Here is a 25,907-nt window from a genome sequence, read left to right as displayed (position 1 = left end):
GACACCCAACCGTTAATAATAATTAGTAAGACAAATTAAAATTTCCTCTCCTCCTCCTCCAAAAACAATATAAATCTTTTTTTATCAACAACTAAAGAACACTTTTACCAATCTATCTAATTGTTAAAACCGAGACCAAAGAATTCTCGATTCTTCGGTCTCTCAATCGTTTTAGTGTGTCTATTTTCCTGTTTCAAACACCCCGATAGCGGGGTGCAGAATCAGTATGCTTCAATCCATCGACGGGCATTGAGAAACGCCTCGATCCATGGTGTCACGTCGTCGCCGAGGCGGTCGGCGGGATAATATCCGCATTGCCACGGGAAGATGGACCGTTCGGGGTGAGGCATCATGGCGAGGTGTCGGCCATCGGCCGAGCAAACGCCGGCAACAGCCCACGGCGAACCGTTCGGATTGGCGGGATAACCGTCGTAGCTGTACTTCGCCACAATGTGGTATTGCTTTTCGTCGTACGGGAACTCAAACCGCCCTTCGCCGTGCGCAATCCAGACTCCGAGCTTCGTGCCCGATAGTGAGCCGAGCATGATGGAATGATTCTTCGGAATATCCAACCCTACAAATCCCGATTCGAATTTGTGAGAACGGTTATGCCTCATCTTATGCTTCTCTTCGTGTTCAGGATAAAGCAGTCCCAGTTCGGCCATCAGCTGACAGCCGTTGCAGATGCCGAGGCTCATCGTATCTTTACGTGCGTAAAAACGATCGATGGCTTGCTTGGCCTTCTCGTTATAAAGGATACCGGCAGCCCACCCCTTGGCGGAACCGAGCACGTCGGAGTTGGAGAATCCGCCGCAGAAGACGATGAAGTTCACATCTTCGAGCGTTTCACGCCCCGAAGCGAGGTCGGTCAGATGCACGTCTTTCACGTCAAAGCCGGCCAGATAGAGCGTATAAGCCATCTCGCGCTCACCGTTTGTGCCCTTGTCGCGCAGAATAGCCGCACGGACACCGCTCCGCTTACGACGGTCGGCCGTTAGTTTGTAAGATGCGAGCGTCCCGACAAAATCTTTATGGAACTTGTACTCGAGCGGTTGCATCTTGTAGTTCTCGTACCGGTTGCCGGCACATTCGTTCCCACTCTGCCGCATATCGAGCAGATACGACGACTTGTACCAGACATCGCGCATATAATCAATACCGAAATGATAAGTCGTATCATCTTTCGTCACGATGAGATGCCGTTCGTCTGTCGGCCGTGCGATACGTGCGAATCCGATACCGGCCGCCCGCATCTGCTTCTCGAAGACGCTCTTCTCTTTCACCTGAACGAGGACACCCGGATTCTCCGCAAACAGGATTTTAACGATATCTTCTTCGGCTATGGCGTTCAAATCCACTTCCAGTCCGCCTTCGACATTAGCGAAACACATTTCGAGCAGTGCGGTGATCATCCCGCCTGCCGAAATATCATGTCCGGCAAGTATCAACCCTTTGTCGATCGCTTCCTGTACGGCATTGAATGCGTCGCGGAAGTAATCGAAGTCTCTGACCGTCGGCGCCTCACTGCCCACTTTACCGAGCGACTGTGCGAAAGCCGAACCGCCGAGACGGAGAGCATCGAACGAGAAATCGATATAATATATATAGGTATGTTTGTCACGCAGAAGTACGGGCGAAACAATCTTGCGGATGTCGCTCACTTCACCTGCAGCCGAGATAATCACCGTGCCGGGCGAAAAGACTTTGTCCGTGCCGTATTTCTGGGTCATCGAAAGAGAATCCTTGCCGGTCGGGATGTTGATACCGAGTGCGCAGGCAAAATCCGATGCCGCCTCAACGGCTTTGTAGAGCCTTGCATCCTCGCCCTTATTTCGGCAGGGCCACATCCAGTTAGCGCTTAACGAAACACTGGTAAGCCCATCGGCCAGCGGGGCAAAAACAATATTCGTCAGTGCTTCGGCAATCGCCATCACCGATCCGGCGGCCGGGTCGATCAACGCGACTTGCGGAGCATGGCCGATGGAGGTAGCCATACCGGCCTGACCGCGATAGTCGAGCGCCACAGCGCCAAGGTCGCTGAGCGGCAGCTGCAACTCTCCCTGACACTGTTGGCGGGCGATCTTACCCGTTACACTGCGGTCGACCTTGTTCGTCAGCCAGTCTTTGCAGGCTACGGCTTCGAGCTGGAGCACATTTTCGAGGTAGCGGTGCAAATCGGCTTCCTTATATTTTACAGGAGAATATGCTTCGTCGACCGTCTGATCTTCCATGATGGTACGCGGCGGCTTACCGAACATGTACTCGAGTTTGATATCGATGGGGCGTACGCCATCCTGCTGCTCGAAAACAAACTTCATGTCATCCGTCGTTTGACCGACAACGTACATCGGAGCGCGTTCACGTTCAGCGATACGCCGCACACGCTCAACGTCTTTTTCTTTCATCAACAACCCCATACGTTCCTGGCTCTCGTTCCCGATAATTTCCTTCGCCGAAAGGGTCGGATCGCCGACGGGGAGCTTCGACATGTCGATATGTCCGCCGGTCGCTTCGACAAGCTCGGACAGACAGTTCAGGTGTCCCCCCGCTCCATGGTCGTGGATCGAGATGATGGGGTTACTTTCGGACTCGGCGATGGCACGGATCACGTTGGCCGCCCGTTTCTGCATCTCCGGATTGGCACGCTGCACGGCATTCAACTCGATACCGCTTGTATATTGTCCCGTATCGACCGACGAGACAGCGCCTCCACCCATACCGATGCGGTAATTATCACCTCCGATGATCACCACTTTTTCCTTCGGCTTCGGATCACCTTTGAGGGCGTCGCGTTTGTTGGCGTAGCCCACGCCTCCGGCCAGCATGATGACTTTGTCGTATGCATATTTCTTCTCGTTCTCGGTGTGCTCGTAAGTGAGCAACGACCCGCAGATCAGCGGTTGTCCGAACTTATTCCCGAAATCGGAGGCGCCGTTCGATGCTTTGATCAGGATTTGTTCGGGCGACTGATACAACCATCGACGCGGATCGAGTATGTTCTCCCATGAGCGGTTTTCTTCGGTGCGGGGATAGGAGGTCATATATACAGCCGTTCCCGCTATGGGAAGAGAAGCCTTGCCTCCGCCCAGACGATCGCGAATCTCGCCTCCCGTGCCGGTAGCGGCACCGTTGAACGGCTCGACGGTTGTCGGGAAATTATGCGTTTCGGCTTTCAGCGACAGTACGGTATCGATCTTCTTGATCGAGAAATAATCGGGCTTATCGGCCGACAGAGGAGCGAACTGCTCGACGGTCGGGCCGGCATTGAATGCTACATTGTCTTTATAGGCCGACACCAGCTTGTTCGGGTTCTCGGCCGATGTTTTTTTGATCAGAGCAAAGAGGGAATGCTCCTTTTCTTCGCCGTCGATAATGAAGGTACCACCGAAGATTTTATGCCGGCAATGCTCGGAATTCACCTGCGAAAACCCGAACACTTCGCTGTCGGTCAGGTTACGTTTCAGTTTTTTGCTTACTTCGTTGAGGTAGCCCACCTCGTCGGCGCTCAGCGCAAGTCCTTCCTGCTCGTTGTAGGCCGCAATATCGTCGATATACACGATCGGATCAGGCTTCCGGTCGATCGTGAACAGTTGCTGGTCAAGGTTGTCATAGACATGTTGCAACATCGGGTCATGTCCCTTCTCCGGCGAGAGGGGAACATATTCTTCGATACGCGAAATTCCTTCCAGGCCCATGTTCTGCGTGATTTCGACAGCATTCGTGCTCCACGGCGTGATCATCTCACGACGCGGCCCGACAAATCGTCCCTTAACCACATCCGCCTCTACCGGAGTGGCGCCGCTGAACAGCCAGATTAATTTTTCGATATCGTTCTTCGAGAATGTATGGGAGGTCTCTACCGCTAAGACGCTCTTGTCCGACGATTGAAAAAACTGAATCATATATAATTCCTTATGATTAATGGTTATTTAATTACGCCTCAAAGATAGGTAAAAAAAATGGTTCCTTCGAACAAATGACGCGATGAGATGCCGGAATAAACCCAGATTACGCAATAGAAGAAATAAGAATGAATTTAATTCAGGCCTTCAGCCCTCCGAACAAGGTCCGGATGTCGATACCCCACCCTTGCGGGATGGGGCTGAAATAATTCGGGCTTTCAGCCCTTTCGGACAATGGTTAATGGTTATGCGTGGTACACGCCGAATCATGTACCCGACAAATAACCATTGACAATTAACCATTGAAAAACAGCCCTGAAAGGGCGAGATAATTCAGCCCGATGCGGAGCGGAAGCGAAGCGTTGGGGAAAAAGCAATATCCCCGTTGGGAGGGCTGTAAGCCTGACGTAACCATTGTCGTACATTCGCACATCCATTATTAATGGTAAACGCCGAACAATCTATCGCGTAATTTGGGATAAAAGTAAACCCTTTCCTTGCAGTCGTTGTCCCAGGAAGACTTCAGGTGCATCACTCGCCCCCCCCGAAACGAAAACAGGGTCTTACGACAGTGCCGTAAAACCCTATTAAGAAACCTTTTGCATGATGTGACCCCGGAGAGACTCGAACTCTCGACCCAATGATTAAGAGTCATTTGCTCTACCAACTGAGCTACGGAGTCATACAATAACAAAGTCTTTCCCGACTTAGCGAGTGCAAAAGTAGAAGTTATTTTGTTTTCTGCAAACCTTTTTATCGCTTTTTTTTACAGAAGAACATCCAATCAATTGTTTTCTAACCGCTTTTTACTTATGGGCAGTCATACGTCGGCTTCGGCATGAAATGCTTTCACGAGTCGGTTTTTCGCCTCTTTCTTTTCTTCGTATGATCGGAAGTATCGATCAGTGAGCTCAGGCTGTATTTGCGACAATACTCGTTGATAATTTCCAGAAAGCGATCGCCGTATTTCTGTGTCTTAATCTTTCCGAATCCCTTGACACCCATCAATTCCTCGGGTGTTTGAGGGCGCATGTTGCATAATTCGATCAATGTTTTCGTAGCGGCTACGAGATAAGCCGGTGCGCCGGTTTCTTCGCACAACTCTTTCCGTAAGCCGGCCAGCAGCCTGAACAATTCCTGATGCTCCGTTTCCGTCTTCAACTCTTTATGGGCTGCCGCGTACGCGTTGACGGGGCCGGGAGGAGCGGTAAATGTAGCTTTCAGTTCGAAGTAGCGGGTTATGGAAAAACCATCGCCTATCCCCCCAATCAGATGTTTTTTATAGGCCAGACGAGTAAGGATCGTCGTCAGGGCATCGTTATAGTCACGTGCCGACGCACGGCTATCGGTGCGGGCGGGCGATTTCTCCCCTTCGGCGATGAGCGACGTCAAATGCGTAGCAAAATAATCCGAAGCGGCTCTGATGCGTTCGTTTGTCCGTTGAGTATCGGAGGTATGAAGAAGGTATTGCAGCTGTTTGCGGAACGTGGTTGTCACCCGGTTCAGGCGGTCGGTCTGATCCATCATCCGGCTGATGAAAGGAAGCGTTTCGTCATTGAAGGCGTTCTTCTCGTTAACGGTTTGTTCATAGAACCTTCGCATTTCGTAGACCATATCGCTGAAATTGAAGATATCAAACAACACCTGTTCATTGTAACGTTCTTTAAAAACATTGATTTGCGCCTCCAACTCGCGGGCCGAAGGTTTTTGCTGCACATAGCGGACGATGTGTCTGTCGACCTGCAAAGCCTGCGTGTTGAGGGGTGAAGAGAGGACGATGCCCTCGAGCGAGCGACAGCGACTGAGCGCCACATAGATCTGTCCCGGAGCAAACGCGGCCTGCGCATCGATGACGACCCGATCGAACGTAAGTCCCTGGCTTTTATGTATTGTAATAGCCCAGGCCAGCCGTAGCGGATATTGCGTATAGCTGCCGAGCTTATGCTCTTCGATCTGGTTCGTCTCTTTGTTGACGGTGTAATGAATATTTTGCCATGTTTCCCGCTTGACCTCGATCGGTTCATCGTCGGGATCGGTTTTTACCCGGATATGCTCTTCATCGATGTCGGTAACCACCCCGATTTTTCCGTTGTAGTAGCGGCGGGGAGTCTCCATATCGTTGGCGATAAACATCACACGTGCACCTTTCTTTAACTTCAATCGTTCGTCGTTCGGGAAACTTTTCTCCGGAAAATCGCCCTGTACCTGCGCATCAAAGTAAAAAATATCCCGGTCGATTTTGTCCAGTTCCTCATAATTGATACGGTCTGCTTTGGCATTGTGCGTCGTCAGCGTAATATAGCCGTCTTCGTTTGAAGGGCGGAAGTCGGGGATGTAACGGCTGTTAAGGCATTGTTCGCCTGCTTCCGTCAGGCAGTTATTGCGCACTTCGTTGAGCAGGGAGATAAACTGTTCGTTCGTTTGTCGGAAGACACGATCCAGTTCGATAAAAACGGGAGGCTGTTGCCGGACGACCTTGCTCTGAAAGAAATAAGGCCCTTCGTAGAACTGTGAGAGCAATTGCCATTCTTCGTCCGGCACGACCGGAGAGAGCTGGTACATGTCGCCGATATAAACAACCTGTACGCCGCCGAACGGTTCGTTGGCGCGATAACGGAAATGGCGCAACATGGTATCGACGGCATCGAGCAGATCGGCACGCACCATACTGATTTCGTCGATGACGAGAAGCTCCAGCTCTTGCAGTACTTTTCGGCGGACAGTCGTAAGTTTACTCTTCGCAATCAGGTTTTTCCGTCCCTGCGGGATCGGGGCGAACGGAGTGAAGGGCAGTTGAAAGAACGAATGGATCGTGACGCCTCCGGCGTTGATCGCCGCCACTCCCGTAGGGGCAATGACGGCCATCTGCTTCTGCGTATGCTCACGGAGATGCTTCAGAAAAGTCGTCTTGCCGGTCCCGGCCTTGCCGGTCAAAAAAACGGGACAGGCCGTTTGCTCGACGAACTTTTCAGCCAAAGCGTAGATGTCGACAGATGAGTTGGGATTCATACAGAAAGGTAGGGATTGATGCAGATTTATTATTTCGTCCGATTCTATTTTCACTTCGCAAAGGTACATAAAAAGCTTAACCCCCTGTCTTTGGCAACATAAAAAACCGCCGACGAATCGTTTTGAAAGAGAAAAGTCGAGGCGAAATTGAGTAATTTGCTCATTATCTAACTTGGAAAATTGTTATATCTTTGCACCGTTAAGAATAAATAAACAGGAACAGTCTTGATGAAAGGCAAAGGCAGACAGATACTATCGATAACGCTACGGACGGACGCGCACGCCACACCGAACCGTACCTCACACCCTGACCCACGACCGATAACGCCTCAATTTACCTCCTCTTATTTGACGTTTATTAATACACACATAACAACCTCTTACGTCTCCGTATGTCGCATGCGGAGCGATGAGGGTTGCGCATTTTTTCATTATAAAAACAAAGCGATTATGAAAAAGACAGTTTTTCTCGCGGCCGACGGATTCCGGCTGCCCGCAAGTAAGCGAATCCGCAGTAACCAACCTTTTAGCAGGAGGACACAATCATGAGTAAAACAAGGCACACCATCAAAGCGTATCTCTACGACAACCTGCTGACGCCCGACCCGAACGATTTCACCGCCCGCGTCAGCTCCGAACGAAGCCTCTCCGTGGCCGACATCTGTCACTCGGCCGCCACCCGCGGCGGAGCCGACGTCTCCGACGCCGCCATGAGCCATGCCGTAGAACTCTTCCTCAAGGAAATGGCCTATCGCCTGTGCGACGGTTTCGCCGTCAACACCGGCTATTTCACGGCCATGCCCGTCGTACGCGGCGTATTTCTGAATCCCAACGAAACGTTCGATCCGCAGCGTCACACGCTCCAGTTCCAGTTTACGCAGGGCGAACTGATGCGTCGCGAGATCGAAGACGTCGAGGTTAAGATTATGGGCGTAGCCGAGACCGGACTGTATATCGGTCAGGTCGAAGACATGAAGAGCCGCACGGTGAACGAGGTGCTCACGCCCGGGTTCAACCTGCGCGTGACCGGAACGAAGCTCCGCGTGGTGGGCGACAAGCCCGGCGTCGGCATCTTCTTCCGCGAGACGGCGACGAACACCGCCACCAAGGTGGACGAAGGCGACATCGTGGTCAACAACCCCTCGGAGCTGATGATCATCATCCCCGCCCTCCCCGCCGGGACGTATCAGTTGGAAGTAACGACGCAGTATTCGACCGGAAACAAGCTGCTTAAAGAAGTACGCTCTGCCGTATTCGATCGGCCGCTGACCGTCAAATAACCGCTATTTTGGGAAAGCCGCTTTCCCAATACGGGGAAGGATGCTTTCCCAGTACTGGGAAGGATGCTTTCCCAGCACGGGGAAAGGTGCTTTCCCAACGGCTCCCCTTTGTCATTCCGAACGCAGTGAGGAATCTCGCGAGGAAGAGGAAAGAGATTCTTCGCTTCGCTCTGAATGACAAATTAATGGTTAATTGTCAATGGTTAATGGTTATGCCGGATACATGATTTGGCGTGTACCACGCATAACAATTGACAATTAACCATTGACCATTAATTCCGTCCTTGGGCCTCGGGCAGGCGTCGGATGTAATTTCAGCCATCAGCAAACAGCCGTCGGTATGCCGTGTAGGGGCGAACCTTGTGTTCGCCCTTTTTTTGTGTGGTGTCCGAACGCAAATGGCGCGAATGGCGCGAATGGGCGCAGTACGTACCATGTACCACGCATAACAATTAACAATTGACCATTAACAATCAATTGAATTATGTTATGCCGTGTAGGGGCGAACCTTGTGTTCGCCCATTCCGTGTTCGCCCACCATGGCATTGATATGAATATCCCTCCAGGTGTAATTTCAGCGGTCAGCAAACAGCAAAATTGAGCAATGTATTCATTGTATAACTTAAAAATCTGTTATATCTTTGTACCGTCAAAAATAAAAACAGGGCCGGGTATGAAAGGCAGAAACAAACAAACACTATCGATAACGCCACGGACGGACGCGCACACCGCTCCGAACCGTGCCTTGCGCCCTGACGCCCGACCGGGCAAACATCTGCTTACCCCTCCCTATTTAACATTTGTTAATGTCCATATAATAACTTCTTATCTCTCCGTATGTCGCATGCGGAGCGAGGGGTGTTGCGTATCTTTTCTTCATAAAAACAAAGCGATTATGAAAAAGACAGTTTTTCTCGCAGCCGACGGACCCCGGTTGCCCGCGAGCAAGCAAATCCGCAGTAACCAACCTTGTAACCGGAGGATGCAATCATGAGTAAAACAAGACACACCGTAAAAGCGTATCTGTACGACAACCTGCTGACGCCCGACACGAACGAATGGTGCAAATCAACATAAATAATCGCGTTCGTCAATGGGCCTCGGGCGGTGAGCCGGCGGAGCGATTCCCCACCCTCACGGGATAGGGCTGAAATAAAACGGGTTTTCAGCCCTTTGTACCCCGTGCAGGCAGTGATAATGGTTAATGGTTATGCGTGGTACACACCGAATCATGTACCCGGCAAATAACCATTAACTATTGGGAAACAGCCCCGTACGGGCGTTGGATGTTAATCGGCGGTGATCGCGGGCAAACACAGAGTGGGCGAACACAGAGGTTCGCCCCTACGCGGCATACCGACGGCTGACTGCTGAACGCTGACAACTGATAATTCAACACATTACTAACATTTAAATTATATCAAACAATGAAAAAGAAAATGTTTACTTTATGGATGACGGGTCTCTTCTTATTGTTGACGACCCTCGGCGCTGCGGCGCAAAACAGCGGAACCACCGGACCGCTGAACTGGAACTACGACACCGGTACCAAGACCCTCACCATCACCGGAACGGGCGCCATGCCGGACTTTGCCAACGCAGACGCACAACCTTGGAAGGATGTCCGGAACGAGATCGAGAAAGTAAAGATCGAGGCCGGCGTAAAGAGCGTCGGGGCGTACGCCTTTAGGAATAGCGCTGCGCTGACAAGCGTTACCCTCCCGGCGGGTGTCCAAACGATTGGAGAGGCTGCCTTTAACGATTGCGCGGCGCTGACAAGCGTCACCCTCCCGGAGGGTGTCCAAACGATTGGGAAGTACGCCTTTTCCGGTTGCTCGGCACTGACAAGCATCACCCTCCCGGGCAGTGTCACTGCGATCGGAGAGCAGGCCCTTGGCAATTGCACGGCACTGACGGACATCACCGTGGGGTGGGCTACGCCGCTCGGCATCGATGCGAATGTCTTTCACCCCAGCGTGACGCTCCAAAACATCAAGCTGCACGTGCCCGCCGGCCGGACGAAGGCTTACCGCGGGAAGGACGTGTGGAAGACGTTTGGGAAGATCACGGACGGGACTATCACCAACAGCCCGCTCGACGCCACCCAGACGTGGTGGGAGTACGACGACGCCACCCGCACCCTCACCGTAAGCGGCACGGGCGCCATGCCGGACTTTGCCGACTTTGACCATCAGCCCTGGAAGGATGTCCGGGAGAAAATCAAAACCGTAGTGATCGAAGCCGGTGTGACCAGCATCGGAAATAGGGCCTTTACGGGTTGCGAGGTGCTGACAAGCGTCACGCTCCCGGAGAGCGGCCTTGAAACAATCGGAGAGAAAGCTTTTATGGGTTGCGAGAAGCTGTCAAGCATCACCATCCCGAAGAGCGTCACCACGATCAAAGAGCAGGCCTTTTTCTCTTGCTATGCGCTGGGGGGTGTCACCGTGGAGTGGACGGAGGCCGAATCCATCCCCAACCTCCCTGCTTCGGCCTTTAGCTACCCCAAAGGTAAAGTGCTGCACGTGCCCGCCGGTACCGCGGAGATTTACAAAGCGAAGGACGAGTGGAAAAAGTTCTTCATCATGGATGGAAAGACTGCAGGGGGCAACCTCGCGGGGCTGCACTGGGCGTACAACGACGAAACCAAGACGCTCTCCATCACCGGTGCGGGCGAGATACCGGACTATAACTACCCGGAAGAGCAGCCTTGGTGTGCTTTCGGGGGGAAGGCGCAAACCCTAACCCTTGCAGAGGGCGTCAACAAGATCGGGAAGAATGCCTTCGCGGGTTTCCAGGTGCTGCCAAGCATCACCCTCCCGAAGAGCGTCGCCACGATCGGAGAGAAGGCCTTCGAAAATTGTCACAAGCTGACGGACGTCACCGTACCATGGACGGATAACAACATCCCCATCCCCGATGGGAATGCCTTTGATCTTCCCGGATTAGTGCTGCATGTGCCCGCCGGTACCGTGGAGACTTATAAAACGAAGGACGTGTGGAAAAGGTTCTTCATTATGGACGGGAAGACCGCAGGGGGCGACCTCAGCACGGGGTTGCACTGGGCGTTCAACAACGAAACCAAGACGCTCTCCATCACCGGACAGGGCGAGATACCGGAGTATAACAACTCGGAGGATCAGCCTTGGCATGCTTTCTGGGTGAAGGTGCAAACCGTAACCCTTGGCGAGGGCATCACCAAGATCGGGAAGAGGGCTTTATGTGAACTCAGGAAGATGACAAGCATCACCATCCCGAAGAGCGTCACCGAGATTGGAGAGAGGGCTTTTGCCTTTAGCAAGTCGCTGACGAACTTCACCGTAGCGTGGAAGGATGCCGGATCGATCCCCGACATCCAAGCGAATGTCTTTAACGACGTCACACTCTCGGACGTTACGCTGTACGTACCCGAGGGCATGGTCGATACCTACAAAGCGAAGAACGTGTGGAAGGATTTCGATATTCAGGAGACGCCTCCCATCTTGTCCGCCGCCCTGACCGACGCCGCGCCGATGGCCTGGACTGCCGGCAGCACGAAGCAGATCAAGGTGCAGGGCAATAAGAAGTGGAAGGCTGCCATCCCCGCCGCAGCGCAGACGTGGCTTGAGTTTGCAGGCGGCGACGGCATAACGATCGTCTCCGAAAGCCCGGACACGACGCTTACGGTGAAAGCTAAAAATGCGAACGGCATTACCGCGGCACGCACGGCTACGCTCGATTTCGTGTTTGAAGACGGCAGCGGCCCCGCCACGCCGGTTACCGTCGCGGTGACGCAGGAAGCTTTTTCTCCCACGCTCTCGGTAACGCCCGCCACACTCACGTTTACCTTTGACGGCGAAGATAAGGCGCTGACCGTTACGGCTAATCGGCCGTGGACCGCCCAATGCGACGCGTCGTGGATCACCCTCTCGGCCACTTCGGGCACAGGCAACGGCACAATCACCGTCACCGCCCCGGCCTACGAAGACGAGCAGCCCCGCACGGCTAATATCTTCTTCGTCTCCGGCGCGCTGAAAGAAACGGTTACCGTCACGCAAAACCCCAAACCCGGGCCCGCCTTCGTCGCGCTCGATTATACGGAACTTACGCTGCCCGCAGGCGCCTCGCAACGCCTCGTCGTAACGGCCTATCCCAAAGACGCGGATATCAATCGCGACGTGAAATGGTATTCCTCGAACAATGACATCGCGACCGTGAGCAGAGACGGTACCGTCACCGCCCTCGCGCCCGGACGGGCCGATATTACCGTCGTGGCCAACGTCGGCGGACAGCAGACGGCCTGCCGCGTGCGCGTCGTACCGGCCGAACAGATGGTTTCCGTCACGTCGGGAGGCGATAACACGTTACGATTGGCCTTAGTGGCACCCTCCGATGCCGACTTTACGCTCTCGTTCGATGTCGATCTGCCCGAAGGCTTTGCCCTCGACGCCAAGAAGACCGCGCCCGACGCGTCACTGGCCGCGAGCTATACGCTCACCATAACGGGTAAGCACGTGGAAATGAAACCCAACGGTCTGCGCTCGGGCGGCACGATGGAAAAACGCAACCTGCTGACGCTCGCCTGCACGGCCGCACCCGGCACGTCGAAAGGCACCTACAAAGCCGCGCTGCGTAACCTCACGTTCACGCCTACGGCAGGCTACGCGCTGCAGAACATCACGGTGCCGTTCACGTTCACCTACACCGTGGCCAATCAAACGATCGACGGCCTGCGCGTCTACGCCGCCGGCGGTGCGCTGCGCCTCACCCTGCCCAAGGCCGAGACGGTACATATATATAATGTAGTAGGTTCACTCGTTCGCACGATGAACGCCTCCGCCGGCGACCATGTTCTTCCGCTGTCCTCCGGCATGTACGTCGTGCGCGTAGGAGAACGGGTAACCAAAATTCTTATAAAGTGAAAAACGAAGAGTGAAAAGTGAAAAGTAGTCAACAGTAATTAATGTTGTCAATGTAGGGGCGAACCTTGTGTTCGCCCTTTTTTTGTGTGGTGTTGGGTTATCAGAACGCAAATTTCGCAAATGGGCGCGAATGGACGTAATTCAATTGTTAATTGTCAATGGTTAATTGTTATGCGTGGTACACGGAATCCGAACACCACCCTCTGTCATTCCGAACACCGTGAGGAATCTCGCGAGGGAAAAGGAATGAGATTCTTCGCTTCGCTCTGAATGACAAATTAATTGTTAATGGTCAATGGTTAATTGTTATGCGTGGTACACGGAATCCGAACGCCACCCTCTGTCATTCCGAACATCGTGAGGAATCTCGCGAGGAAGAGGGAAGAGATTCTTCGCTTCGCTCTGAATGACAAATTAATTGTTAATTGTCAATGGTCAATGGTTATGCGTGGTACACGCCGAATCATGTACCTGGTATGACAATTGACAATTAACCATTAACAATTGAATTATGTTATGCCGTGTAGGGGCGAACCTTGTGTTCGCCCTTTTTTTGTGTGATGCCGGGTTATCAGAACGCAAATTTCGCAAATGACACAAATGGGCGCAAATAAACGCGTTTGTCATTCCGAACGCCACCCTTTGTCATTCCGAACACCGTGAGGAATCTCGCGAAGGAAAAGAATGAGATTCTTCGCTTACGCTCTGAATGACAAATTAATTGTTAATTGTCAATGGTTAATTGTTATGCGTGGTACACGCCGAATCATGTACCTGGTATGACAATTGACAATTAACCATTAACAATTGAATTATGTTATGCCGTGTAGGGGCGAACCTTGTGTTCGCCCCTACATTCATAAACAACTAAACAAACATCCGAAGGACTGTTTCTTACCCCGCTTTTTGCGGAGGCTCGCGGTACGTGAATCCTTTTTTTTTATGTACTTTTGTGCTTCGTAAAAGATTGTTGAACAGAACATGGAAACGGCTCTTTATCTGATTCCGGTCACCCTGGGCGAAACGGAACACTACAAGGTGCTACCGGCGTATAATCGCGAGGTGATTCTTGGTATCCGCCATTTTGTGGTGGAGAACATACGCACGGCGCGCCGGTTTCTGAAGAAAACGGAACCGTCGCTGATGATCGACGAGTTGCATTTCTACGAGTTGAACAAACACACCTCGCCGCACGTGGTAGCCGGGTACCTGACACCGCTGGCCGCGGGCGAGTCGGTCGGGATAATCTCCGAAGCGGGCTGTCCGGCGGTGGCCGACCCCGGGGCTGATATCGTAGCCATCGCGCAGCGCAAAGGGTATAAGGTCGTTCCCCTCGTTGGACCTTCTTCTATTCTATTGACGATCATGGGCTCCGGATTTAACGGACAGAGCTTTGCCTTTCACGGCTATCTGCCCATCGATGCGGCGCAACGCGCAGCACGGATCAAAGCATTAGAGGCGCGCATCTATTCCGAAAACCAGACGCAACTCTTTATCGAAACGCCTTACCGAAACGGCAAGCTACTGGAGGAGTTGGTGCGAATATGCAGGCCGTCGACCCGATTGTGCGTGGCCTCGAACCTCTCGTGCGAAGACGAAATGATACGCACGAAGCCCGTAAAAGAATGGGGCAAAAATGCACCCGACCTGAACAAAAAACCGACCGTTTTCGCACTCTACAAATAAGGAATCTTTCACTTTCAGCAAATGGAATATCAGGCACATGAAACAGCCGTTATCGACGCAGGATGCAGCATCGGACAGGGAACGAGAATCTGGCACTTTTCACACATCATGGCCGGCTCGACGATCGGCCGTGACTGCACGATCGGGCAAAACGTCGTCATCTCGCCGGGAGTATGTCTGGGCAATGGGGTCAAGGTGCAGAATAATGTCTCGGTCTATACCGGCGTGACGTGTAAAGACGACGTTTTTCTGGGACCGAGCTGCGTGTTTACGAACGTTATTAATCCGCGTAGCGCCGTCTCCCGCAAGCATGAATTCCGGCCGACTCGTGTAGAGAAAGGAGCGTCCATCGGAGCGAATGCGACCGTCGTATGCGGGTGTGTCATCGGCGCCTATGCGCTGATCGGAGCAGGTGCGGTGGTAACGAAAGATGTACCGCCCTACGCGCTGGTGGTAGGTAATCCGGCACGTCAGACGGGCTGGGTGAGCGAATACGGTCATCATCTCGACTTCGATGACAAAGGACTGGCCGTCTGTCCCGAAAGTCATCAAACCTATCGGTTAACCGACGGAAAAGTTACACGAGAATCTTAACGCCCGTCCTACTTCAACCATTGCAGCAGGGGCAGACTGACGGTGAAGCCCACGGCATCGTAACGGCCGTTATTAAATCCGGCAAAAACACCGATCCGTCCGGCTTCCGAAAAGCCGACGGAATACCCTGCCTCACTGTAATTCCGCCCCGGAATCCAGAGTGAATGCACGTGTAACGCTTCATCAAAAAGATAGTTTTGCATAAAACGTATATGCTTGAGGAGCAAATAATCGGAAGAGAACATCAGATGTGCCTGCAACCATTTGTCATTCGCCGCATAACGATAGTGATCAATCAAGTTGAAAGCCGTTTGCATCGGACGATCGACAACATACAACTCACAGGTGATGAAGTGCTTAAAATCGGGCAAATAGAGTCTCTCTGCCGACGGAAAAATACCGGCATCGACTCCATAAAAGAATCGATTGAAAAGGTTCAGTTTGACGGTCTGCATCACACTGGCCGAGAGCATCGTAAATGAGGCATTCCGTGTATCTCCGAACGGGATACCTTGCCGATAATAAAAGCTAAAAGTCGGATAGTCGGAATACGCGTAGATTTTCCGCCCCTCCTGAATCCGATAATAATAGCGCGGCGTATACCGCAACTGTATACCGGCGATCCAAGCCGTATGATCAGGCATCGGAACCGAAGCATATCCGTGAGGGAGATTGGAATGCGGAGTCTCTCCGAAGATACGATAAGATGTATGGTTCTCGAGGGTTGACCGCCGTTCGTAATGCATCGTCGCCGACAGTCGCAGTCCGTTCGCCACATCAATGCGATGCGTAACGTCGGCAAACCGCATACGATACAGCTTGGCACTATTCGCGGCGAACAACAACGACGCAAAGGAGTTAATCAATCGGTTCGTACCGTTCTTACCCGCATAATCTTCCGTGATATCTCCACCCGAGAGTTCAAGTTCTCCATGCCGTATGGGATCGTAACGAAACGCCGTATTCACTTGCCAAACAAGCGCCTTACGAGCTGTTGTGTAATAAACCTCCGGAGAGAAAGTAATTGATCTATCGAGAGGGAGATCATTTGAAGAGGAGGAGATGACGACTTCGCCCGAAGCGCCTTTCGGATTCTTTCGCGTAAAGTCCATCTCGAAAGTAAGGCGCTGTCCGATCCAAAAGCCGTCGACAAAATTGTATTCCGGTACTGCCCGGAGCAGACCGCCATATCCAAGCCTTGCCCGCTTGCCCAACTTGATCTTTTCACCCATCAACGATGCCGACATCCATTTCCCGAACGTTCGTCCTTTCAGCGAATCGCTTTGGTTCTCTTTCCGGATTTCATTTTTCAGACTGTCCTTCCATCGGTAGCTGAGGATTTCATCTGTCTGCAACGGCTGCGTACGTATTTTCTTCCAGTAGTTGGTATCACGTAGCAGGGTTAGCGAATCGCGCGTAATACGAACGGTGGAGTCCCACGATTGAAGTTGAAGACTTTTTCTTTTTTCTTTGATTTCGGGTGTCTCGGCAGCGTCCTGCATCAATTGTGCCATCCTGTAAGCGTCGCGGGTCGTCAGTTCCTCCTTGGCAGCCAACTCCTCCAGTTTTTTACGGGCTTTCAACTGTTTCTTCGTCGTTCGTTTCGTTGCGGGCAACACCGACTGTACAGGGAGCATCGGCTGGGCGGCCTGCGCTTGTTTCTCGTTCACATCGACCTGCCGATATTGAACCGAAGAATAGTATTTCCCTTCGACCTTTATGCCGAGCATATTGATCTTCATACTCATATCATAGGCCGTGGGCAACCACACATCGGGTTTGACTTCATGAAACGACACATGATTACGAAAACTCACTCCCATCTGTTTAACGGTGAAATCGATATGTTGCAGATTCCATGTACCGTCCAGAATATAAAGCCATCCGTTCACCAACTGCGTGTTGTTCTTCTTCGGTAAAACCCTGATTTTATTGATTACCCGATTCCCTTCGGTCGTGACGCCTTCCAACACGAATTTGTAGTACGTGAAAGCTCCCGGAGCCAATGGTGAGGTTACGCCGAACAGTTCGGGGGCGTACACGTTGCTGGTCACGACATTCATCGCCATTTTTTCATCGTCGAACTCGGCAGGAATCGACGAAGACAATGCGACGACTTTCTGGTCGTAGGTATTCGGCGCTTTAAATTTCACCTCATTTTGCGACTCCATCAGAAAGAGCTTATTCGAGAGGTTCTTTATCTTCGTCTTCTGCTCCCCGATAAGGACAGAGCCCAAAGACGGCAACTTACCCGTTTTGAGAGTCCCTTTGATATAGACATCCGCCTGATAAGCTTTAACCTGAAAACGATAAAAAGGAGCATGTGCAATTGCCTTGCGCATAATGGCATATGCAGGATCCTCCCCTCTCCCATCGACAACGACTTCCCCCAATGAATACGCTTTCTGTTGCAACGTTATTCGCAGAGGCGTTTCGGAGTCGGAAATGGTAAACGGAAGGATTTGTTTTTCGTATCCGAGAGCCGAAAATTCCCCCACATAACGCCCTTGCTCCAAATGCGACACAAACTCACCTTGCTCATTGGCGACAATGCCTAATGCAATCTCACGAATATAAACCGTTGCGTACGAGATAGGTCGTCCCTCAGTATCGGTAATCGTTCCCTTTAAACTTTGCGCCTGTGAAAAAACGGCCGAAAAACATAGCCCCACCAAAGGAAAGAGAAGAAGAAGTTTTCGCATATCACATGCCAACCGCTCCACTCTTTACACGGCTTTAAGGCTCATGTCAAGACTTTGGATAGAATGAGTCAGTGCCCCTACCGAGATATAGTCTACTCCGCATTCGGCATAATCGCGTAGCGTGTCGAATGTAATGCCTCCTGACGACTCCGTTTCATAACGACCTCCGATACGCCGTACCGCCTCACGAGTATCCGACGGACTGAAATTATCGAGCATGATGCGATCTACTCCTCCGACCTTCATTACTTCGTCCAATTCTTTGAAGTTGCGGACTTCAATCTCAATCTTGAGTTTTTTTCTCTTTTCTTCCAGATAGCTCTGTGCCCGTGTAATGGCCTGCTCGATCCCTCCGGCGAAATCGACATGATTGTCTTTCAGCAGGATCATATCGAACAACCCGATACGATGATTGACTCCCCCTCCGATACGTACCGCCTCCTTCTCAAGCATGCGCATGCCCGGAGTTGTTTTGCGTGTATCCAACACCCGGGTCCTCGTGCCTTCAAGCGCTTTCACGTATCGGCGCGTCGTCGTAGCAATGCCGCTCATACGTTGCATCACGTTCAATACCAATCGCTCTGTTTGTAGAAGAGACTGCACCCTGCCTTCGACCGTAAACGCAATATCTCCTCTCTTCACTTCGGCCCCATCGCAGATAAAAATATCCATCCGCATATCGGGATCGAAATGCTTGAAAATACGTTGCGCCATTTCTACACCGGCCAACACACCGGATTCTTTAATAATCAACCGACTCTTACCCATCTCGGTCGAGGGAATGCAACACAAGGTCGTATGGTCGCCATCGCCGATGTCTTCGGCGAAGGCGAGCGTAATCAGTTCGTCAATCAGTTGGTCTGCACTTTTCATTTGAATAATCCTGTCTCTTGCACTTATTCGATACGTATCGACTGAATAAGTGGTTTACCTTCTTTCACTATATACGTAATATTTACACGAAATTCTTTCGTCGATGTCTGCAACTTCCCGACAATAAACCCGCAGTCGCTTTTATCGGCATGATGTGCGACGGTAAATCCGGACGGTTTATTGGATTGAAAGAACTGAGTAAGAACAGCCGTCGCATCAGCTCCGCTACCTTTTTGCGAAACATTAGGGACCGCAATATCTACTTCCGAGTTCATATTATTCGCTAACATTGTGGCATCACCATTCTTAAATGCGTTAGATACCAGCGTAATGTCTACAGCTTGCATACTCAAGACAGAGAGAGCACATACGAATATAAAAACCAATTTTCTCATTGCTGTTTCCTCCTTACTTTAATATTCTTAATTACAAAAGTATCTATTATTTTCAAAGTCGGGCGTTAAAAATGGAAAAAACGCTCCCAAAATAAGTTTAGAACGCTTTCCATCAGCAGATTGCATTCGGTTAGTTTTTTTTATGGATTTACAGTAAAAAATATGTCTTATCTTTACTCGGTCAAATTAGAATCGAATGAATATTGTACTTCTCACAGTCGGTAAAACGGAAGCTTCTTTTTGGAAAGAGGCTTTGGCAGAGTATCAGCGGCGCTTGCAGCATTATGTACCATTTGAATTACAAGCACTCCCAGAGGTAAAAAATACAAAAAATCTGACGATGTTACAACAAAAAACGCAGGAAGGAGTTTTAATACGGAAAGCAATGCAGGCCGGCGATTGGTTTGTGTTATTGGACGAGCAAGGAAAAGAATATACGTCGATGCAGTTTGCAGCTTATTTGGAAAAGAAAATACAAATCGTATCGAGGCGTCTTGTATTTGTCATCGGCGGACCGTATGGCTTCAGTGATGAGGTATATCAAATGGCCTCCGAGCGTTTATCGCTCAGTAAGATGACTTTCTCACATCAAATGATTCGTCCGATATTTGTCGAACAGCTTTATCGAGCAATGACCATCCTCCGTGGTGAACCGTATCATCATCCGTAGGAAACTGTAGAAATAAATGAAAATTGCAATTTTAGGGACTCGTGGTATCCCGAATAATTATGGAGGATTCGAACAGTTCGCCGAATATTTATCTGTGGGATTGGTAGAAAAAGGTCATGACGTGACAGTCTATTCTCCTCACTTCCATGATTACAAAGAACCTGTTTATAAAGGCGTCCGAATAAAGCATATATGCAGTCCCGAACATGTGATGGGCAGTTCTTTCGGAAGTTTTTTCTATGATTATGCCTGTTTGAAAGATGCCTTGAAAGAAAAAGAGAAGTTTGATATCTTATACGAACTTGGATACACAAGCGTCGTCCCCTCCTATATATGGTTCAATGTAAAAAAATTAAAAACGCCTGTTCTTATTACGAATATGGATGGTTTAGAACACCGGAGGCCAAAGTTTAATCGATGGGTACGTTGTTTTTTACGCTGGGAAGAAAAAATGGCAATCCGGTATAGCTCACATATTGTAACTGATAACAAGGCAATTCATGATTACCATTTGGCTAAATATGGAAAAGAGAGTAAATTTTTAGCTTATGGTGCATGTATGAACAGGCACTATCGGGAACAATATCTCCATGAGTTTAATTTGACCGCCTGGAATTACCTGCTGGTGATTGCCCGGATGGAACCTGAAAACAATATCGAGATGATCATTAAAGGATATCTTGAAAGTAATATGAGAGATAAGCCGTTAATAATTGTCGGCAGAATCAAAACATCTCATGGCAAGTATCTGGTTAACAAGTACCGTCAATCTGCAGGGATACGTTTTATAAACGGTATATATGATTTCGAGAAGTTATGCGCGTTACGGCATTTTTCTTATCTTTATTTTCACGGACACAGTGTAGGCGGAACGAATCCATCCCTATTGGAAGCCATGGCTTCCGGATGTTTCATAGCCGCACATGATAATGAATTTAATCGCTCGATCTTGAAAGAAAATGCTCTTTTTTTTCATCATCAGGAAGATATTTCTCGAATATTGAGCAATATGTCAACATTGAGCCCCACCACAAAAAACAGGATTATTGCTTGTAACTTGAAAGTAACTCAAAATGGCTATTCATGGGAGAAACTGATCAACGATTATGAGGCATACTTCTTAAGGCTATTATCAGAGAACCGTTTATAAAGAGCGGTATAATGAGCTTATTCTATGGATATGCTCATCTAAAGAGAATGTGTTTTCCTTAGATAAGATCGTTTTATTATACGCTGACAAGATAGACTCATCGCTTAAAATCCATTTGAGTTTACTGTTTAATTCATCGGGAGTGTGAAAAATAAACGTTTCGTCATAGGTCTTGATGATATCTTTCGCACCCACTGTCGCCGAAACCATCACAGGGACGCCGAACGAGAGAGCTTCTAATACGACTAATCCAAATGTTTCATAACATAAAGACGGTACGATCAACATATCCATACCGAAGAAGATCTCTGCCAATTGTTCTTGTTTGTATGCGCCACAATAGACGATACGGTCACAATCGGCATCAATGCCTGTACGATTCCCCCAAGCGCTTAGTTTCCAATTATGAATTCCTTCTTCCTGTAATGCCGTACATACCTCTTTTAGTAAGGGAAAACCTTTGTAAGGCGACAAGCTCCCAATAAAGCCCAATCGAAAGAGGGAACGATCAAAACGTTTGATTACTTTCCGGTCAATGATTGCAGCGTGAGAAATTGGGAAGATTGCAAAATTTCGGATTTCCGGCAGATAAGAACAATAGACGTTTTGAGAAACCGTACTATTGAAGTGAAACAGGTCGATTAACCCATAGATAGATTGATAGTAATCAAACATATCGGCATAATCTTCCGTTTTAAGATCACACTTTTTTTTTCGCACGAGAGTTTCTCTTTTTGTGGGCATACCGTGCGGTAGATATTTTTTAAAATAGGCCAGTCCTTTAAGATTTCGAATACGCAGGAAGATGTTGCTCGGAGCATCCTGGTTGCATGTTGCGCAAAGAGAAGGGGAATGACGGGTACATACGTTGCCTGAATGATCTACAAAATTCACTTTGGGACATAATCCGAAATAATCGTGTGTTGAGAAAACAATCTTAACTCCTTTCCTTTTCAGAAAAAGAAGTAACTCATAAGGTAACCCCATCAAGGTATGAAGATGAAAGATCTCAGGCTGTGTTTGTGCATAAAACCGGTCTAATTTTTCCTCAGATAATGTATTCGTGTTTCGCGTAATGCTTGCCGGCGATTTAACCCCATGCAAAAGAGGAACAATCGATGGATTCTTGATTTCATATACCTTGACCTTTCCGTAAGAGCGGCGTCTTACGATATGTCTTTTTGTGTTGATAAGACTGATATCGCCGGGGTATAATAAGCTAATTTGATCTTCCGGTTTTTTGCTCTGGGCTTGCATCAGATCAGAGGTGTAACGGGTCAATCCTCCACTGCGATAAGGAAATAAGCCTAAGGTGTAGTGCAGGATGCGCATGTAGGTTCTCTGTATTTTATGATTTTTGCCGGCACTCCTCCAATGATACAGTTTGCCGGAAATTGGGTTGTAACAACTGCTCCGGCAGCTATCACACACCCATCACCGATAGAAACCCCGTCTAAGATGGTAACTTTCGCTCCTGTCCAGCAATTTCGGCCAATAGAAATACCCTGATGTGTAACTCCTTGGAATCTGACAGGAGGCTCCACGTCTGAGAAGATATGGTTTTCAGCATGCAAACTGACATAATTTCCGAATATGGTATCATCTCCAATCGTTATCCCTCCGGCACAGCCCCAAAATCCATGTGTCCCTAAACCCATATTGTTACTTAGAAGATCTGATTACTCACACGTAAGCATCATATCGTCATATAACTTATTAAATATTTGAATTCGCTTATCCCATCTGAAATTTTGCGCACACCGGGTCACTCCTTCCGCCAGCGTTTTGAGTTGTTCCGGATGCTCCATAAAAAACATTATATGCCGGCTGATATCCGAAACGATTTGTTTCGACGAATCAGTTGGGATTCGAATCCCACACTTATTACAAATAACATCGTGCATCCCGCAATGATCTAATGACATCGTAGGGACACCATACGACATCGCCTCCCATATTGTTGTAGGGTTTCCTTCCGACAAACTGGTAATAATATGTAAATGTGAAATATTGAACAAATTAAAAACTTTTTCCCGATTAATCTGTCCGTGCCATTGGAGAAAATGCTGAATCTTCTTTTTTGAGGCAAATTTTTCCATCTTGTTTTTCAAGCAACCGTCACCTACAATATGTACGATTATGGGACTGTCGGGAGGCAGTCGAACCAGAGCTTTTAACAAGAGAATTAATGCTTTATTGGCATCAATCCGACCAATCCAGATAAAGTGCAACTTTGATCTGGTAAATTTATCGGGATTAGCGTGATGAATTTCTCCCACAATCCCATTTTCAGGCAGCCAATAACTTTTTACATGATGAATCTTTTCTATTTTTTGTTGATTGGCCATCGTGGCCGTCAGGAGTACATCACATCTTCTCAATGCCTTTTTAATGCGTGGCGAAAGGTGTAATTGCACTTGATTGGCCAAAGTGCGGCATAAAAGTTTAACTTTGCCGGAAATGGAACTTACGCTTCCCCATAGCCGGAAAGGTATGTCATTCGTTCCTCCGATAGGTCCCCAAATATATGGGAGCTTTATCTTCCATAAATAGCCGGGTTCCCGATAACCAATAGGGCTTATGTAATGAATGAGATCGATTTGTTCTTCTTTTAATATTTCTTCCGCCTTCTTATATACAGATTTATGCCACTGTTTATATGCAAGATAAAAGGTATATACCAAAATCCCCTTTTTATTGAAATAGTTGATCCAGTTTGTTGATTTTTTAGCTTTTACAAAGACAAATCGAATATTGGGCAAAGGGTTTTTCTGCATATATGTCTCCAACTCCCCCGTATCTCCAAGATGATCTCCGGACGTACCATACAGCACTGTGAGTTGGTGATACTGGCTCATATGTGTTATATAATTCCATGCGACCGAATATTCTGATCCTCTTATCGGTGAGATGGCATAAGCTAAAACTAAAATATGCTTCATTTCCAGACATGTAAATAGGCAAGACATTTCTCCTTCCAGCTCCAACGATGGGTAAAAAGCGTAAGCCGAAGTATCCCCATCAAAGTCCTGAAGCCAAGTTTGGATACTCCTCCATAATGCTTCGCTATGTAACGGTTAAAACTTTCTTGAGCGATCAGAAAGCGCCTAAAAGTAAGCCTTTTTGAGGCAAAGCTCCCTCCTTCCAAATGAATGATGCGAACTTCAGGAAGTATAATACGTTTTAATCCAAGCAAGTCCATCCGTTTCTGTAAATCAACCTCCTCATAATACATAAAAAATTCAGGATCAAAGCCATTTAATCGTTCAAACGTAGCTTTGCGGATAAACAGGTCTGCTCCGGAAATAAAGTCGACAGAAACAGGTTGAGAAGGAACAGTAGGAATCGTCGGACGATGGAACAATTTATTTAAAACATATTTCACCTCTGTTTGAGGAGATGGAAAGCGACTGTATGAAAAAGAGACTTGCCCTTGTTCGTTCAGCAATATTCCGCCCACTGCTCCAACTTCTTTATTCCTTTCCATATAATAAAAAAAGAAATGGATTGCATTATTTAACAAAAGAGTATCTGAATTAAGAAAAAAGAGATATTTTCCCCGGGCTTCCAAGGCTCCCTTATTATTGGCCTTCCCAAAACCCAGGTTTCGATCGGAAGAGATTACTCTGACCCCTGCAAAATGCGTTTTTATATGCGCGACACTACCATCCGTCGACGCATTATCTACCACGATAATTTCGTAGTTGACATCTCTTGTATGCATCCGTATGGAATGCAGACAGTCACACGTCATTTGTCTCGTGTTGTAATTTACGATGATTACAGATACGTCCATCAAGATCTAATTTGTACTGCAGAGATAGTCCGCAAGCAATCCACAAAATGACACTTTCCGGATTAAATATTCCTGTGATCGAAACATTCGTAACATATAATCCCAATGCGGAAATGATCGGAAAGGATTTCCAGAAAGGGAGCGTCCCATCATCCTGTGATAAATCTCTATCTTTTCCTTTTAAAGATAAACGAAGGAGTAGCAAACCGAAAAGAATATAGACAGTCATGCCTATCCATCCGGTTTTTAGAAGGATATACGGATAACCGTTATGCATAATCGGAATGTGGCGTATATTCAGCGGGGTATACGATCCCATATCTACCGTGGCACCAAAGCCTTGTCCGCCTAATCGTTCTTCAAAATTTCCTTTTCTGATCGTTCTCATCGTCATATAAGCTTCATGTCCCCTGTAATTTTCATTGATTTCAATTACATTCTCTGCCGGTTGGATCGTTATCTCTTCGGGGGCCTTCAATAAAGCTTCAGCAAAACGACTTTGAGGATTTGACAAAAGAAATACCGATAAGATAAGTCCCCCAAAAACAAGATACAGTAAAATATAATGTTTCCGATGCTGGAACTTTACGTATAACATCATAGATAAACTAATGACAAAAACGAGCAAATCGGTTCGTGATGCGGAAAGATATAAGGATAACAAATTAATCAACAAGAGCCCCATCCATGCTCGAAAGTTTGAAAAAAGTACAGCTCCGAAGAACAGCTTATCGCATAAAAGAATAATGGCAGCCACACCCGTGGCCGCAAAGCCTGTGACAGAAAGAGACTCACGTGCTTCTCTGGGAGCTGTAAGCGCCGTATATCCATAGTTATTAAACATATAAAAGATAAGGTATAGAGAGCACATGCTTCCCACCCAAGCAATTGCACGTAAGGAATCCATCCGATCATAACGTCTCGCGATCATACTTCCTAATAACAGGTATAG

General features: G+C 48.7%; 16 protein-coding genes and 1 tRNA gene. 6 read left to right on the top strand and 11 right to left on the bottom strand.

The window, feature by feature from the left end; translation table 11 throughout:
• Positions 1-221: 221 nt before the first annotated feature.
• From purL to Tanf_RS04805, 3 genes are all read right to left on the bottom strand, one after another.
• Positions 222-3,902, bottom strand: coding sequence for a phosphoribosylformylglycinamidine synthase (gene purL, locus Tanf_RS04815; protein ID WP_046825064.1), 3,681 nt, complete (start codon positions 3,900-3,902; stop codon positions 222-224).
• A 609-nt stretch (positions 3,903-4,511) separates the two neighbouring features.
• Positions 4,512-4,584, bottom strand: a tRNA-Lys gene (locus Tanf_RS04810).
• A gap of 167 nt (positions 4,585-4,751) precedes the next feature.
• Complete coding sequence (locus tag Tanf_RS04805) at positions 4,752-6,911, bottom strand: HRDC domain-containing protein (protein WP_046825118.1); 2,160 nt, start codon at positions 6,909-6,911, stop codon at positions 4,752-4,754.
• Between the two features lie 545 nt (positions 6,912-7,456).
• Here Tanf_RS04805 and Tanf_RS04800 point away from each other — a divergent pair.
• The 4 genes from Tanf_RS04800 to Tanf_RS04785 all read left to right on the top strand — a co-directional run bounded on the left by Tanf_RS04800 (position 7,457) and on the right by Tanf_RS04785 (position 15,369).
• Positions 7,457-8,191, top strand: a complete 735-nt coding sequence (locus tag Tanf_RS04800; protein WP_046825063.1) for a DNA-binding domain-containing protein — start codon at positions 7,457-7,459, stop codon at positions 8,189-8,191.
• A gap of 1,427 nt (positions 8,192-9,618) precedes the next feature.
• Positions 9,619-13,089, top strand: a complete 3,471-nt coding sequence (locus Tanf_RS04795; RefSeq protein WP_046825062.1) for a leucine-rich repeat protein — start codon at positions 9,619-9,621, stop codon at positions 13,087-13,089.
• Positions 13,090-14,070: 981 nt separating this feature from the next.
• Positions 14,071-14,775, top strand: a complete 705-nt coding sequence (locus Tanf_RS04790) for an SAM-dependent methyltransferase (protein WP_046825061.1) — start codon at positions 14,071-14,073, stop codon at positions 14,773-14,775.
• 21 nt (positions 14,776-14,796) lie between these two features.
• Entirely contained in the window at positions 14,797-15,369 is a 573-nt protein-coding gene (locus Tanf_RS04785; protein WP_046825060.1) for an acyltransferase, read from the top strand.
• 8 nt (positions 15,370-15,377) lie between these two features.
• On the opposite strand, the gene Tanf_RS13785 is transcribed toward Tanf_RS04785, so the two are convergent.
• From Tanf_RS13785 to Tanf_RS04770, 3 genes are read right to left on the bottom strand one after another with little or no spacing between them, the layout of a single operon-like run.
• Complete coding sequence (locus Tanf_RS13785; RefSeq protein ID WP_052449006.1) at positions 15,378-18,071, bottom strand: DUF5686 and carboxypeptidase regulatory-like domain-containing protein; 2,694 nt, start codon at positions 18,069-18,071, stop codon at positions 15,378-15,380.
• Between the two features lie 24 nt (positions 18,072-18,095).
• Positions 18,096-18,944, bottom strand: a complete 849-nt coding sequence (gene nadC, locus Tanf_RS04775) for a carboxylating nicotinate-nucleotide diphosphorylase (RefSeq protein ID WP_046825059.1) — start codon at positions 18,942-18,944, stop codon at positions 18,096-18,098.
• A 23-nt stretch (positions 18,945-18,967) separates the two neighbouring features.
• A complete protein-coding gene (locus tag Tanf_RS04770) occupies positions 18,968-19,339 on the bottom strand; it encodes a DUF4783 domain-containing protein (RefSeq protein WP_041590822.1) in 372 nt (123 codons plus the stop codon).
• 196 nt (positions 19,340-19,535) lie between these two features.
• Here Tanf_RS04770 and rlmH point away from each other — a divergent pair, with 196 nt between their 5' ends.
• Entirely contained in the window at positions 19,536-20,009 is a 474-nt protein-coding gene (gene rlmH, locus Tanf_RS04765) for a 23S rRNA (pseudouridine(1915)-N(3))-methyltransferase RlmH (protein ID WP_046825058.1), read from the top strand.
• Positions 20,010-20,025: 16 nt separating this feature from the next.
• Complete coding sequence (locus tag Tanf_RS04760) at positions 20,026-21,159, top strand: DUF1972 domain-containing protein (RefSeq protein ID WP_046825057.1); 1,134 nt, start codon at positions 20,026-20,028, stop codon at positions 21,157-21,159.
• Here Tanf_RS04760 and Tanf_RS04755 read toward each other — a convergent pair.
• From Tanf_RS04755 to Tanf_RS04740, 5 genes are read right to left on the bottom strand one after another with little or no spacing between them, the layout of a single operon-like run.
• Positions 21,154-22,491 carry a glycosyltransferase gene (locus Tanf_RS04755; protein ID WP_080948553.1) on the bottom strand — a complete coding sequence of 446 codons (1,338 nt, stop codon included), beginning with the start codon at positions 22,489-22,491 and terminating at the stop codon, positions 21,154-21,156. The genes Tanf_RS04760 and Tanf_RS04755 overlap by 6 nt on opposite strands.
• Positions 22,467-22,817 (bottom strand): acyltransferase, encoded by a 351-nt coding sequence (locus Tanf_RS14175; RefSeq protein ID WP_080948552.1) that lies wholly within the window; start codon positions 22,815-22,817, stop codon positions 22,467-22,469. Before Tanf_RS14175 ends, Tanf_RS04755 begins: the two co-directional genes overlap by 25 nt.
• Positions 22,818-22,838: 21 nt before the next feature.
• A complete protein-coding gene (locus Tanf_RS04750) occupies positions 22,839-24,101 on the bottom strand; it encodes a glycosyltransferase (RefSeq protein ID WP_046825055.1) in 1,263 nt (420 codons plus the stop codon).
• Positions 24,098-24,913 carry a glycosyltransferase family 2 protein gene (locus tag Tanf_RS04745; protein ID WP_060831211.1) on the bottom strand — a complete coding sequence of 272 codons (816 nt, stop codon included), beginning with the start codon at positions 24,911-24,913 and terminating at the stop codon, positions 24,098-24,100. Before Tanf_RS04745 ends, Tanf_RS04750 begins: the two co-directional genes overlap by 4 nt.
• A complete protein-coding gene (locus Tanf_RS04740) occupies positions 24,903-25,886 on the bottom strand; it encodes a hypothetical protein (RefSeq protein ID WP_152652239.1) in 984 nt (327 codons plus the stop codon). The genes Tanf_RS04745 and Tanf_RS04740 overlap by 11 nt, the downstream gene beginning before the upstream one ends.
• Positions 25,887-25,907 lie beyond the last annotated feature (21 nt).

It is taken from the genome of Tannerella forsythia (assembly GCF_001006485.1).
In the GTDB taxonomy this organism is placed as follows: Bacteria; Bacteroidota; Bacteroidia; order Bacteroidales; family Tannerellaceae; genus Tannerella; species Tannerella forsythia.
The sequence above is the reverse complement of the archived record's forward strand: the minus strand, read 5'-3'. Positions and strand labels throughout refer to the sequence as shown.